At 75.0% G+C, this 13,841-nt stretch carries 10 protein-coding genes; 3 read left to right on the top strand and 7 right to left on the bottom strand.

The window, feature by feature from the left end:
- Positions 1-10 precede the first annotated feature (10 nt).
- The gene (locus tag D7I43_RS22285) at positions 11-1,672 is read left to right on the top strand and encodes a glycoside hydrolase family 13 protein (protein WP_420870230.1); all 1,662 of its coding nucleotides are present in this window, start codon (positions 11-13) and stop codon (positions 1,670-1,672) included.
- Positions 1,673-1,718: 46 nt separating this feature from the next.
- On the opposite strand, the gene D7I43_RS22280 is transcribed toward D7I43_RS22285, so the two are convergent.
- From D7I43_RS22280 to xylA, 3 genes are all read right to left on the bottom strand, one after another.
- Positions 1,719-3,146 carry an MFS transporter gene (locus D7I43_RS22280; RefSeq protein WP_120330500.1) on the bottom strand — a complete coding sequence of 476 codons (1,428 nt, stop codon included), beginning with the start codon at positions 3,144-3,146 and terminating at the stop codon, positions 1,719-1,721.
- A 70-nt stretch (positions 3,147-3,216) separates the two neighbouring features.
- Entirely contained in the window at positions 3,217-4,686 is a 1,470-nt protein-coding gene (gene xylB / locus D7I43_RS22275) for a xylulokinase (protein WP_120330499.1), read from the bottom strand.
- 10 nt (positions 4,687-4,696) lie between these two features.
- Positions 4,697-5,884: a xylose isomerase gene (xylA, locus tag D7I43_RS22270; RefSeq protein WP_120330498.1), complete on the bottom strand. Its 1,188-nt coding sequence runs from the start codon at positions 5,882-5,884 to the stop codon at positions 4,697-4,699.
- Positions 5,885-5,959: 75 nt separating this feature from the next.
- Here xylA and D7I43_RS22265 point away from each other — a divergent pair, with 75 nt between their 5' ends.
- Positions 5,960-7,198, top strand: coding sequence for an ROK family protein (locus tag D7I43_RS22265; RefSeq protein WP_192902235.1), 1,239 nt, complete (start codon positions 5,960-5,962; stop codon positions 7,196-7,198).
- A gap of 75 nt (positions 7,199-7,273) precedes the next feature.
- On the opposite strand, the gene D7I43_RS22260 is transcribed toward D7I43_RS22265, so the two are convergent.
- Positions 7,274-7,849, bottom strand: coding sequence for a MarR family winged helix-turn-helix transcriptional regulator (locus tag D7I43_RS22260; RefSeq protein ID WP_240033097.1), 576 nt, complete (start codon positions 7,847-7,849; stop codon positions 7,274-7,276).
- Between the two features lie 57 nt (positions 7,850-7,906).
- Between D7I43_RS22260 and D7I43_RS22255 the strand changes: the two genes are divergently transcribed.
- Positions 7,907-9,037, top strand: coding sequence for a PP2C family protein-serine/threonine phosphatase (locus D7I43_RS22255; RefSeq protein WP_120330496.1), 1,131 nt, complete (start codon positions 7,907-7,909; stop codon positions 9,035-9,037).
- Between the two features lie 7 nt (positions 9,038-9,044).
- Here the strand turns inward: D7I43_RS22255 and D7I43_RS22250 are convergent, their stop codons facing one another.
- The 3 genes from D7I43_RS22250 to D7I43_RS22240 form a co-directional block, all read right to left on the bottom strand.
- Entirely contained in the window at positions 9,045-10,520 is a 1,476-nt protein-coding gene (locus D7I43_RS22250; RefSeq protein ID WP_240033096.1) for a sugar transferase, read from the bottom strand.
- Between the two features lie 297 nt (positions 10,521-10,817).
- Positions 10,818-12,563 (bottom strand): substrate-binding domain-containing protein, encoded by a 1,746-nt coding sequence (locus D7I43_RS22245; RefSeq protein ID WP_120330569.1) that lies wholly within the window; start codon positions 12,561-12,563, stop codon positions 10,818-10,820.
- Positions 12,564-12,718: 155 nt separating this feature from the next.
- A complete protein-coding gene (locus D7I43_RS22240; RefSeq protein ID WP_120330495.1) occupies positions 12,719-13,756 on the bottom strand; it encodes a lactonase family protein in 1,038 nt (345 codons plus the stop codon).
- Positions 13,757-13,841 lie beyond the last annotated feature (85 nt).

The following is a 13,841-nucleotide window of genomic DNA, read 5'->3' as shown; positions in this document are numbered from 1 at the left end:
GAGCAGCAACGTGACGCAGCACAGCCCGTCCGGCGACCCGATCACCGGCTGGTGGACCGAGGCGGTCATCTACCAGATCTACCCGCGGTCGTTCGCCGACTCCGACGGCGACGGGATCGGGGACCTGCCCGGCATCACCGGCCGCCTCGACCACCTCGTGGAACTGGGGGTCGACGCCGTGTGGCTCTCCCCCTTCTACCCGTCGCCGCAGGCCGACGCCGGGTACGACGTGGCCGACTACCGCGACGTCGACCCGCTGTTCGGTCGGCTGCCGGACGCCGACAAGCTGATCGCCGAGGCGCACTCGCGCGGCCTGCGGGTGATCGTCGACCTGGTGCCGAACCACACCTCGTCCGCGCACCCGTGGTTCACCGCGGCGCTGGCCGCGGCTCCCGGCAGCCCGGAACGCGCCCGGTACGTCTTCCGGGACGGCCGCGGACCGGACGGCGCGCAGCCGCCGAACGACTGGCAGAGCGTGTTCGGCGGGCCGGCCTGGACCCGCGTCGTCGAGCCGGACGGGCGGCCCGGGCAGTGGTACCTGCACCTGTTCGACACCGGTCAGCCCGACCTGAACTGGGACAACCCCGAGGTGCGGGCGGAGTTCCTGGACATCCTCCGGTTCTGGCTGGACCGGGGCGTGGACGGCTTCCGGGTCGACGTGGCGCACGGCCTGGTGAAGCAGGCCGACCTGGCCGACTGGCAGGAGCCGCAGGAGATCCTCTCCGGCCGGGAGGAGGACCGGCCGCGCCCGCCGATGTGGGACCAGGACGGCGTGCACGAGATCTACCGCGAATGGCGGCGCGTGCTGGACTCCTACCCGGGCGAGCGGGTCCTCGTCGCCGAGGCGTGGGTGGAGCCCGCCGAGCGGCTGGCCCGGTACGTGCGCCCGGACGAGATGCACCAGGCGTTCAACTTCGAGTACCTGCTCGCCTCCTGGACCGCACCCGCCCAGTACGCGGTGATCACCCGCTCCCTGGAGGCGACCGACGCGGTCGGCGCGCCGACCACCTGGGTGCTGTCCAACCACGACGTGGTGCGGCACGCCTCCCGGCTGGGCCTGCCGGTCGGCACGCCGCGGCCGAACGGCATCGGCGTCGGCGACCCGCAGCCCGACGCGGCGCTCGGCCTGCGCCGGGCCCGCGCGGCCACGCTGCTCATGCTCGCCCTGCCCGGCTCGGCCTACCTCTACCAGGGCGAGGAGCTGGGGCTGCCCGAGCACACGACGATGCCCGACGAGGCCCGCCAGGACCCGACGTGGGAGCGCAGCGGGCACACGCAGCGCGGGCGCGACGGCTGCCGGGTGCCGATCCCGTGGGAGGCCGACGCCCCGTCGTACGGCTTCGGCCCGACCGACGCGAGCTGGCTCCCGCAGCCCGCGGTCTGGGCCGAGTACGCCCTCGACCGGCAGCGGGATGTGCCCGGCTCCACGTACGAGATGTACCGGACGGCGTTGCGGCTGCGCCGCGAGCACGGGCTCGGCCGGGGCACGCTGCGCTGGCGGGAGTCCGGCGACGAGGTGCTCATCTTCGACAACGGCGGGCTGACCGTGCTCACCAACTTCGGTGCGGCGCCCGTGCCGCTGCCGGCCGGTGCCGAGGTGCTGCACGCCAGCGCCCCGCTCACCGACGACGGTGGCGTCCCGACCGACGTGACCGTCTGGTTCCGCGCCTGAGATCGGCGGGAGGGGGCCCTGGCCACGCGTCGACAGGGCCCCCCTCCTACTCCAGGCGCTCGGCGCGGGTGTGCAGGAGGTCGCGGACCGCGCCGATGTCGGTCGGTGAGTGGCGCGCGGCGAGCCAGTACATGACGCCGGTGGGCACGAAGAAGAGCTGGAACGCGGCAAGCCCCACGGCGTAGTTCAGCGGCGGCGGGAACGCGCCCCGCAGCGCCTGGAACGCGACGCCGACCAGGCCGTTGCCCGCCGCCCGGCCGACCCCGTTGACGAGGTTGCCGAGGCTGTAGACCGTCCCCCGGTGCTCGGGCGGGTTGACGTCGGCGATCAGGGCGAACCAGTTCGGCGAGTTGGCCGAGGTCAACGCGAGCGCGAACAGCGCCGTGAGCAGGCTGAGCCCGACCGTCGGCTCGGTGACCACGCTGGCCAGCACGGCGGCGACCACGGCGCCGGTGCTCCCGCCGTCGGGCACGTCGATGCGCATCGGCACGAAGAAGAGCACCACGTAGAACGGCACCGCGGCGAGGACGCCGACGGCCGCCACGAGCCCGCGTCCGCGCGGCGTACGCCGCTGCACCGCGTCGCCGACGAGCCCGCCCACGATGGAGAAGACGCCGCCGAGCTGGAAGAGCGTCGCGAAGATGCTGCCCACCACCACCGCCGTGGCGGTCGAGTAGCCCTGGTCCTCGGCCCGCTCGGTGAACAGCACCGGCAGCCAGACGAGGGAGCCGAACGCGGCCTGCGCCGTGAGCCCCTGGAGGATCAGCCACCGGTTGGTGCGCCGGGCCAGGATGCGCGGCAGGTCGGCCCGGCTGATCCGGTAGTCGTAGTCGCCGCCGGCGGCGAGCGCGTCGGCGAGCTCCGGCTCGCTCTGGCCACGCCGGATGTCGTACGTGAACAGGTACGCCGCCGTGGCGGCCAGGCCGACGACGGCCAGCAGCAGGAACGGCCGGCGCCAGTCGGTGTTGCCCAGCAGGCCGGCCACCAGCGTCCCGGCCAGCGTGCCGACGCCCTGCGAGAGCCCCCAGAAGCTCATGACCAGCCCCCGGCGGCGGGGCGAGATCAGGTCGGTGACCACGGAGAAGCCGACCGAGCCCACGGCGCCCAGCCCCACGGCGGCCACCAGTTGGGCGGCCAGGAAGAGCGGGTAGTTCCCGGCGACCGCGCTGCCACCGGTGCCCGCCGCCCAGATGAGCGTGCCGACCATGAGCAGCGGCTTGCGGTTGGCGCGGTCGCCGACGTACGCCCAGCCGACGGCGGCCGCCGCGCTGACCACGAAGCTGACCGCGGTGACCAGGCCGAGGAGGCGCTGCGGCACACCGAACGCGTCGGCGATCGGACCGTACAGCGGCGGCACCAGCCCGATCGCCACGTTGTCCAGAGAGGCGAGCACCACGAACACCACCACGCTGTAGCCGCGGTGCGCCGCCGTCCCGCCCCAGGCCCGTGCCATCCCACCCCGGGTCAAGGTCATGTGCCGAAGCCAAGCAGCCCAAGGTCACGGGCGGGTGACGGCACGGCCGCCACCCGCCCGTGCCCGGCGGTCAGCCGTCGTCTCCCGCCGCGCCGACCCGGTCGAGGTGGTGCTCGCGGGCGGCCGCGTACCGCTCGCGGATCGCCGGGACCGGCTCGGCGTCGTACTCCTCGGTGCCGGCGAGGTGCCACGCGGGCGGCGCGGCACCGCCCAGGGCGACCCACGCGGCCTGGCGGGCCGCGCCGTCGGCGACGTACTCGCCGGGCGGCGGCACGACCACCGGGCAGCCGAAGACCTGCGGTGCGATCCGCCGCACCGCGACCGACCGGGCCCCGCCGCCGACGAGGATCACCCGGCGCACCTCGGCGCCCTGGGCGACGAGCGCGTCCAGCCCGTCGGCGAGCGCGGCGAGCAGCCCCTCGACGGCCGCCCGCGCGAGGTGCGCCGGGGTCGACGTGCGCAGCGTGAGGCCGTGCACGGCCCCGGTGGCGTCCGGCCGGTTCGGGGTCCGCTCCCCTTCCAGGTAGGGGACCATCACGAGCCCGTCGGCGCCGGCCGGCGCGGAGAGCGCCAGGTCGGCCAGCTCGTCCAGGCCGACCCGGAGCATCGCCGCGGCGGCGTCCAGCACGCGCGCGGCGTTGAGCGTGCAGACCAGCGGCAGGAACCGCCCGGTGGCGTCGGCGAAGCCGGCCACGATGCCGCTGGGATCGGCGGACGGGCCCTCGGCGACGCTGAACACGGTGCCGGACGTGCCGATGGAGACCACCACGTCGCCCGGGCCGGCGCCGACGCCCAGTGCGGCGGCGGCGTTGTCCCCGGTGCCGGGGCCCAGCAGCACCCCGCTCGCGGCGGCCTGCGGCACCCCGGTGCCGAGCGCGTCCGGGTGCAGCTCCCCGGCCGCCTCCGCCGGACCGAGCACCGCGGGCACCGCGATGCGGCGACCGAAGGCGCGTTCCAGCAGGTCGAACCGGTACTCCCCGGTCGCCGTCGACCAGTACCCGGTGCCGCTGGCGTCCCCGCGGTCGGTGCGCAGCGCCGCGAGGCCCGGCGCACCGGCCAGCCGCCACGTGAGCCAGTCGTGGGGCAGGCAGACGGCGGCGACCCGGGCGGCGTGCTCCGGCTCGTGCCGGGCCAGCCAGCGCAGCTTCGTGGCGGTGAAGCTCGCCACCGGCACGCTGCCCACCGCGTCGGCCCAGAACCGGCGCCCGGCCTCGCCGCCGCCGGCCTCGGCGATCAGGTCGGCGGCGGCGCCGGCCGAACGGGTGTCGTTCCACAGCAGCGCGGGACGGACGACGTGGCCCGCCTCGTCCAGCACCACCATCCCGTGCTGCTGACCCCCGATCGAGACGGCCGCCACGTCGGCCAACCCGCCGGCGGCGTCGACCGCCGCCCGCAGCGCCGTCCACCAGGCGGCCGGGTCGACCTCGGTGCCGTCCGGGTGCGGCGCCCGGCCCTCGCGGACCAGGGCTCCGGTCTCCGCGTCCCGGATCACCACCTTGCACGACTGGGTGGACGAGTCCACCCCCGCCACGAGCGGCATGGCGACCGCCTCAGCGCGCGCCGAGCAGGTGCTCGACGGCGAGCTGGTTGAGCCGGACGAAACCGAAGCCCCGGGCCGCGACCGCGTCGACGTCGAACTCCTCGAAGGCGGAGCGGTCGTTCAGCAGCTCGGCGTAGCTCTCCCCGTCGCCCAGCGTCGGGACGGCGAGCTCGGCGACCTTGCTGGCGGCCAGCGCCTCGGCGACCTCGGGGTCGGCGCGGAACGCGGCGGCCCGCTCCTTGAGCAGCAGGTAGGTCCGCATGTTCGCCTCGGCGGAGGCCCACACCCCGCTGAAGTCCTCGGTGCGGGAGGGCTTGTAGTCGAAGTGCCGGGGGCCGTCGTACGCCGGCCCGCCCTGGGGGCCGCCGTTCTCCAGCAGGTCGACGAGGGCGAACGCGTTGAGCAGGTCGCCGTGACCGAAGACCAGGTCCTGGTCGTACTTGATGCCGCGCTGGCCGTTGAGGTCGAGGTGGAACAGCTTGCCCTGCCAGAGCGCCTGGGCGATGCCGTGGGCGTAGTTCAGCCCGGCCATCTGCTCGTGGCCGACCTCCGGGTTCAGGCCCACCAGCTCGGGATGGGCCAGCGTGGAGATGAACGCCAGCGCGTGCCCGACGGTGGGCAGCAGGATGTCGCCGCGCGGCTCGTTCGGCTTCGGTTCGAGCGCGAACCGCAGGTCGTAGCCGCGGTCGATGACGTACTGGGTGAGCAGGTCGACGGCCTCGCGGTAACGGTCCAGCGCGGCACGCACGTCCTTGGCCACGTCGTACTCGGAGCCCTCCCGGCCGCCCCACATCACGAAGGTGCGCGCGCCCAGCTCGGCCGCGAGGTCGACGTTGCGCAGCACCTTGCGCAGCGCGTACCGCCGCACGTCACGGTCGTTGCTGGTGAACCCGCCGTCCTTGAAGACGGGGTGGGTGAAGAGGTTGGTGGTGACCATCGGCACCACCAGCCCGGTCTCGTCGAGCGCCTTGCGGAACCGGGCGATGTGCTGGTCGCGGGTGGCGGCGTCCGCACCGAAGGGGACCAGGTCGTCGTCGTGGAAGGTGATGCCGTACGCGCCGAGCTCGGCGAGCCGGTGCACCGCCTCGACCGCGTCGAGGGCGGGGCGGGTGGCGTCACCGAACGGGTCGCGGGCCTGCCAGCCCACGGTCCAGAGCCCGAAGGAGAACTTGTCGGCGGGGGTGGGACGGGGTGCCATGGCGGCCTCCGCAGGTGGTGTCGGCTATTTGTTCAGCGATTGAATTATTTGCGTGACCTGTGGCACTGTCAAGGGGTGACGACTACCTCCGGACCCGTGGGGGCGGTCCGCCAGGGCAGCCTGCGGGAACTCAACCTCGCCGTGGTGCTCGGCCGGATAGCCGCCGCCGAACGCCCTCCCTCCCGGGCCGACCTCGCCGCGGAGACCGGCCTCACCCGGGCCACCGTCTCCGCGGTCGTCGAGGACCTCATCACCGGCCGACTGGTCACCGAGGCCGAGCCGGCGCCACGCGCCGGAGCGGGCCGCCCGGCCCGGGGACTCGTTCTGGCCGGCGACGGGCCGGCCGGGCTCGGCCTGGAGGTCAACGTCGACTACCTGGCCGCCTGCGTGGTCGACCTGGCCGGCCGGGTACGCCACCACACGGTGCACCGCGCCGACCTGCGCCCGCTCTCCCCCGCCGACGCGCTCACCCGGCTCGTCGCGCTGGCCGTACGGGCCCGGACCGACGCGGCCGCGCAGGGCCTCCCCCTGGCCGGGGCGGCACTCGCCGTACCCGGACTGGTCGACGACGCCGGCACCGTCCGGCTGGCGCCGAACCTGGGCTGGCGGGACGTCCCCGTGCCGGCCCTGCTCGCCGGGCACGCGCCACTGACCGAGCGAGTCGACGGGGTGCCCCCGCTCGTGGTCGACAACGAGGCCAACCTGGCCGCGCTCGGCGAACTGCACGCCGGCCCCGCGGCCCCGGCCAGCTTCCTGCACATCACCGGCGAGGTCGGCATCGGCGCCGGGATCGTGCTGGACGGCGCCCTCTTCCGGGGCACCCGGGGCTGGAGCGGCGAGATCGGGCACATCCCCGTCCGGCCCGAGGGACGCCCCTGCCGCTGCGGCGGGCGCGGCTGCCTGGAGCGGTACGCCGGGCAGGAGGCCATCCTGGCCGCCGCCGGACTGGCCGAGGCCGACCTGCCGGCGGACACCGCCGCCACCCGCCTCGCCGAACTCGCCGAGGCGGGGTCCACGGCCGCGTTGGACGCGCTGCACGAGGCCGGCACGGCGCTCGGCGTGGCGGTCGCCGCCGTCGTGAACCTGCTCGACCTCGACACCGTGGTGCTCGGCGGCGGGTACGCCCCGCTCGCGCCGTGGCTGCGGCCACCGGTCCTCGCCGAGATCTCCCGCCGGGTGCTCACGGCGGCCTGGTCGCCGGTCACCGTACGGCCCGCCGCGCTGGGCGCGGACGCCGCCGTGGTGGGCGCGGCCGGCTCGGTCGTCCGCCGGATCATCGCGTGGCCCTCCGGCTGGCTCGCCCGCGCCGCCTGAGCACCGGACCCCCGGCGGGCCGCGCCGCGCGATCCCGCGTGCACCGGCGCGCGGCGTGGTGCTGCGGTACCGGCGTCAGGCCGTCCGCGCCACCGGCGGGTCACCCGCCGGCCAGTCCCGGGGAGCGGGCAGCGCCCGGGCATCGTCGTCGAGGGCGTCGGGCCGGACCGGGACCGGCTCGACCGGCGCGGACTCGGCCTCCTGCCGGCGGGCCGTCTCGTCGAACTCCCGCATCCCGCGCAGCAGCGCGTCCCGCCCCTCCGGTGACATGCCGGAGAGGATCCGGGCGAGTTGCTCGCGCCGGTCCTCGCGAAGCTCGGCCAGCAGCCGCCGGGCCTCCGGGGTCAGGTGCAGCGAGATCTCCCGGCGGTCGAGCCGGCCGGGCTCGCGCTCCAGCATCCCCGCGGCCACCAGCCGGTCGCAGAGCCGGCTGGCCGAGCTGAGCAACATGTCGAGCCGGCTGGCGAGCCGTCGCAGGTTGATGCCGTCGTGCTGCTCGATCACCATGACGGCGCGCAACTGGGCACCGGACAGCCGGCTGGTCGTCCGCTCCCGCGCCGCCTCCCACACGGTCAGCAGGGCGCCCGCCGCCGCGTCCAGCGCGGCGGCCATACTCGTCTCGGGGTCCGGCGGACCGTGCAGTTCGGCCATGGTGGCCCGAGACTACTCCGCAGCGAGGCGGATCGGGCCGGTGAGCGAGGAGCGGGGATGAGCGAACCGGTCGACCGGGCACGAAGTGCCCTCACGGAGGCGCCCGTCGACCGGCTGGTCGACGCCGTCGCCGACGTGCTCGCCGGGTCGTACGGGATCACCGCCGTCGAGCTGCTCCAGGTCGACTACCGCCTCGCGGCCCTGGTGCCGCTCGGCCCGGAGGAGCCGGTCACCAGCCCCGGCCACCCCGCGTGGCGCTGCTTCGACCACCAGGAGCCGGTGCGGGACGGGCACACCGCCTACGTCCCGGTGAGCATGCGCGGCGAGCGGCGGGGCGTCCTCCGGCTGGCCCCGGTGCCCGACGCGTCCGCCGTACTGGCGGAGCTGGCCGAGATCGCCACCGCGCTCGCCCACGAGCTGGCGGCCGTCGCGGCCGGCACGGACGTCTACCGGGCCGCCCGCCGCACCCGCCGGCTGACGCTCGCCGCCGAGATGCAGTGGGAGCTGCTGCCCGGCCGGAGCCGGAACCGCCCGGCGTTCCGGCTGGCCGGTCAGTTGGAGCCGGCGTACGCGGTGCGGGGCGACAGCTTCGACTGGTCCGACGACGGGCACCGGCTCTGGCTCGCCATCATCAACGGCACCGGCGAGGGGGTCGCCGCGTCGATGCTCACCGCGCTGGCGACGAGCGCCCTGCGCAACGCGCGCCGGGCCGGTCTCCCCCTCGCGGACCAGGCGGCCCTCGCCGACCAGGCCGTCTACGACCAGCACCGCGGCGAGCGGTACCTCTCCGCCCTGCTCATGGAGCTGGACCTGGCCAGCGGCGTGATGACGGCCGTCGACGCGGGTTCCCCGCGCCTGGTACGGGTGAGTGACGGCGAGGTCACCGAGCAGCCGCTGGAGGCCCAGTTCCCGCTCGGCATGTTCGAGGGCACCGACTACCGCGAGCAGCGGTTCCCGCTGCGCCGGGGAGAGCGGCTCTTCGTGCTCAGCGACGGCGTCATGGAGGCCGCCGGCCAGCACGCCCGGTACGGCGAGACGGCGCTGGACCGCTTCCTGCGCCGGACCGGGCCCATGGAGCCGCTGGACGCCGTCCGGTCGCTCCTCGGCGACCTGCGCGCCTTCGTGTCCGGCGACCTGGTCGACGACGCCGTCGTGGTCTGCCTCGACTGGACCGGGCCGGACGCCTGACCGCCGCTCAGTACGCCCCGCGGCCGTTGACCACCGCCCCGAACGTCTTCCAGAGGATCGTGAGGTCGGCGGCGAGGGACCAGTTCTCCACGTAGTACAGGTCGAGGCGGATGCCGTCCTCCCAGCTCAGGTCGGACCGGCCACTGACCTGCCAGAGCCCCGTCATGCCCGGCTTGACGAGCAGCCGCCGGGCCACGTCCCCGTCGTAGCGCGCCACCTCCGACGGCAGCGGCGGACGGGGACCGACCAGGCTCATCTGGCCGAGCAGGACGTTGACCAGCTGCGGCAGCTCGTCCAGCGACCACTTGCGCAACAGGCGCCCGACGCGGGTGACCCGCGGATCCTCGCGCATCTTGAACATCAGGCCGTCGGTCTCGTTGCGGGCCGCCAACCCGCCGAGCAGCGCGTCGGCGTCGACCACCATGGTGCGGAACTTCCACACTCCGAACTCCCGGCCGCCCTGACCGACCCGGGTCTGGCGGAACAGCACCGGGCCACGGCTGTCCACCCGTACGGCGACCGCGATGGCCGCCAGCAGCGGCATCAGCAGCGTCAGCGCGACCGCGGCCGCGGACCGGTCGACGAGGCCCTTCACGAGCTTGCGGGCGCCCCGGAACTCGGGCGCCTCGACGTGGATGAGCGGCAGGCCGGCCACCGGGCGGGTGTGGATCCGCGGGCCGGCGACGTCGGTCAGCGCGGGGGCGACCACCAGGTCGATCCCGGTCCCCTCGAGCTGCCACCCGAGCCGGCGCAGGCGTCCGGCGGTCAGCTCGACGGACGCCGTCACCGCCACCGTGTCCGCGCCGATCGCGGTGGCCGCCTCCGGGATGCCCCGGAACGAGCCGACCACCGGCACGTCGCCCAGCCGTTGCGGCACGGGGGCGAGCAGCGCGTCCGGGATGCACGCCCCGACCACGGTGTAGCCCGCGTACGGCTCGCGGCGGAGGGTCTGCACCAGGTCCAGCGCGTGCGCCGTGTCGCCCACCACGAGCACCCGGCGGGACCAGCCGTCACCGCGCGACCGGGCCCGGTGCAGCCGTTTGCGGGCGGCGAAGCGGGCCACCTCGAGGCCGACGGTGCCCACCGCGAAGGTGATGGCCAGGAAGCCCCGGGAGACGCCCACGTCGGCGACGTAGCCGACGATGGCGATGCCGCCGGCCAGCCGCAGGCTCGCGGTGCCGACCCGGCGGTACTCGTCGGCCCCGTAGCCGATCACGCGGTCGTCGTAGCAGCCCAGCGCCTTCAGGGAGACCAGCCAGGCCAGCACGAGCCCGGGAGCCACCAGCACGTACGGGATCTTCGAACCGCCCGGCGTCTCGTCGCCGAAGCGGGCCAGGTAGCCCGTCAGCAGCGCGACCGTGAGCACGGCGGAGTCCAGTACGACGAGGACCCGGATGTAGGCCCGTTCGTCGATGCGGTTCGCGACCGTGGACGCGGCCTCCGACGGCGTCCTGGCGGGGGTCAACAGCGTAGCCGAGGTCACGGGCCCTCCCACTTCGCTCAGGACGCCCCGGTCGACCATCCGGCCGGCCGGCAGCACGGCGCCGATCCGGAGCACCGACGACATCCTGCCCCGCCAAGCGTGGCAAGCGATTGCTTCCGACGTATTGCCGTCACTTTGCCGGCCGCCGGGGCCGAGCGGAAGGCACGCGCCGGCGGGGAGGGCCGGCGAAGTCGGTGCGGGAGGGCCCGAGGCGTCCGTGCGGAAGGACTCAAGACGCCGGTGCGGAAGGGCCCGTGAGGGGACCCTTCCGCACCGGGATCGGACGAAGCGCTCCGGTCAGCGCGGCGCCGGCGGGCGCAGGGCGATGGCCCTCAGGAAGATGCCGCTGATCTCGGTCGGGTTCTTGGCGACGAAGGCGCCGCCACCGGTCACCTTGGTGATCGACTCCAGCTCCGCCTTGCTGACCTCGTCACCGATACCGATGAGGATGACCTGCACGGGCCGCTCGGGGTCGGCGCGCTTCTTGAGTTCGGCGAGCAGCGTCGCCTGCGAGATGCCGTCGGCGTCCTCGTTCTTGCCGTCGGTGAAGAGCACCACCGAGTTGACCCGCCCGGCCTGCCAGTCCTCCTGGACCTCCTCGTACGCCGCCAGCATGGTGTCGTAGAGGCCGGTGTCGCCACTGGACGGGCGGATCGTGCTCAGCGCCGACTCCAGCTTGCCGCGGTTGCTCGACAGCGGGCCGATGTCGACCAGTTGCCGGTAGTCGCGGTTGCCGACGAGGTTGGTGGAGAAGGTCCAGAGCCCGATCGACCAGGAGTCGTCGAAGAGGCCGAGCCCGCGCCGGGCCGCCTCCACGGTGACCTCCTCCCGGCTGCGGTTGTTGGCGCTCGGCACCTCCGCCTTCATCGAGCCGGAGACGTCGATGACGGCGAGCATGCGTCCGGTCTGGGTGGCGATCGACCAGCTGGACACGACCCGGTCGATGGAGTCGGCGTCCAATCCACCGGCCGCCGTCCCGCCGGTGCTCGGCGCGGTCGGCGGCCCGCCGGCCGGGCTCGGCGCGCCCTGCGGCGCGGCGAACCCCTTGCCCCAGTTGCCGTCGGGCGCCCGCAGCGCCTGGGCGGCCAGCCGGTCCCGGAAGCTGGAGGTGGTGAGCAGCTCGTAGAGCACCCGGGCCGCCGCGGCCTTGTCGGGGTCGATGCCGGGCAGCACGGCGAACGGGTAGTCGAGCGGAGCCGGCGCCGGGTCCAGGTAGAGCGCGGCCAGCGGCACCGGCGGCTGCTTGCTGTTGTACTCGATGACGTCCTCTTCGGAGAGCGCCGCCGCGCCGAGCCCGCTCGCGATCGCCGTCGGGTCCTTCGAGGTCGGGAACCGGGCCAGCAGGTCGTTGCGGAGGGCGGACCGGCCGGTCGCCAGCGCCCGCAGCGCGCCGATCTGGCGCTGCTGGTCGCCGCCGGCGGCCGTGGCCAGCGACAGCAGGCCGGAGAGGCCGGCCGCGTCACGGGTCGGCTCCACGATGCCGGTCCGCAGCGGCTTGCTGCTGTTGACCTGGTTGAGCAGGTCGTTCCAGCCCAGCTTCGCGTTCGGCCAGCCGAGCCGGGTGGCGATCGGCTCGGGCATCGCGACCACGACGGGGCTGCGCGCGATCGAGGCCCCGTTGGTGGGCGCGAACGCGGTGGCGTCCTTCTTGAGGCGCAGCAGCCAGGTCGACGAGTCCGGGATCCAGACGTCGGGCGCCACGGCGGTGCCGGGGGCCTGGCCCACACCGGCGAGGACGGCGCCGTGCTTGGCCGCGACCACGGCGGCCACCTCGACCGGGTCGGAGGCGGTGACGTTGACGGCGATGCAGGTGCCACCGACGGCGGCGCCGTCCTCGACCCACTGCGTGGCGGCGTCGTCGACGGCCGGGGCGAGTTCGGAGGCGACCGCCACCGTGAGCTGGATCTGCCCGGAGCAGGAGGGCTGCACTAACTCTCGGTAACCAAACCAGGAGCCCGCCGCGACGACGACGAGCGCCAGCGCCGATGCGGCGACGGCTGCTCCGGGAATCTTTGAACGCATGCGGTGGCGGCCTGCAGACACGCAGACCATCTTGCGTACCCCGTCACCGGACTGCCACGTCCGTTCGGACGAAAGTTACGGAGCAGAAACAGTTGATCTACAATGAGCGACGGAGAGTGACGATCCGGCCTCGCCGTGTCGTCGTGACGGCCCCTGTCGCACCGGCCCGGGCGCGGTCAGGGCAGCACACACGTCGGGCTCGGCACCGCCAGCGGCTCGCCGGCCGGGGTGGGCATCCCGCTGTCGGCGTCCACCCGGAAGACGGTGACCACGTCGGCCCGCTCGTCGGCCACGTAGAGGTGGTCGCCGATCAGCGCGAAGTGCCGGGGCCAGTCCCCGCCGGCCGCCACCTCGCCGACCCGTTCCGGCCGCTCGCCCCGCAGGTCGAACACGGTGATGGTGCCGACTCCCCGGTTGGCGACGTAGAGGAACGCCCCGTCCGGGCGTACGGCGACCTCCGAGGGCTGGATGTGCCCGGACCGCCCGCTCGCGTCGAACCGGCCCCGCTCGTGCAGCGACCCGTCGTCGCCGAGGTCGTACGCGGTCACCGTCCCGTCCAGCTCGCCCACGAGATAGCAGCGCCGGCCGTCGGGATGGCGGGTCAGGTGCCGGGGGCCCGTGCCGGCGGCCGTACGGATCCGCGGCCCGCGCGGCACCAGCCGGCCGGTGGGGGCGTCCACGTCGTACCGGTAGACCGAGTCGGTGCCGAGGTCGACCGCGAGCAGCGGCCCGCCGGCCGGGTCCGGCGAGACCATGTGCGTGTGCGCCCGCTCCTGGCGCTGCGGGTCCGGGCCGTGCCCCTCGTGCACCACCAGGTCGCTGCGCTCGCCCGGCACACCCCGCGGGTCGAGGGGGAAGACCGCCACGCTCCCGCCGCCGTAGTTCGCGGCGACGAGGTGCCCACCCCCGGGCAGCACGGCCAGGTGGCAGGGCTCGCCGCCGCCCGTGGCCCGGCTCCCCAGCAGGGTCAGGCCGCCGTCGGCGTCCACCCGCCAGGCGCTGACCTGGCCGTCGGGAAGCTCGTTCACCGCGTAGAGCACGGGCGCCTCCGGGTGCCGGGCGAGGAACGACGGCGAGGCGGTGGGCGCCACGGTGCCCAGCGGCGTCAACGCCCCCGAGTCCGGATCGCGCCGGACGGCCATGATGCCCGTGCCGCGCCCGTCGCTCTCCGCCGTGTAGCACCCGATGTGGACGATCTCGCCCCGACCGTTCACGTGTCCCGTCCTTCCCGCGCCGGTCCCTCCGGTCCGATCCAACCAGAGGCTTCCCGCGCCGCGGCCCCGGTGAACCGCGCCGCCC

The sequence above is a fragment of the Micromonospora globbae genome (assembly GCF_003610785.1).
Taxonomy (GTDB): Bacteria; Actinomycetota; Actinomycetes; order Mycobacteriales; family Micromonosporaceae; genus Micromonospora; species Micromonospora globbae.
The sequence above is the reverse complement of the archived record's forward strand: the minus strand, read 5'-3'. Positions and strand labels throughout refer to the sequence as shown.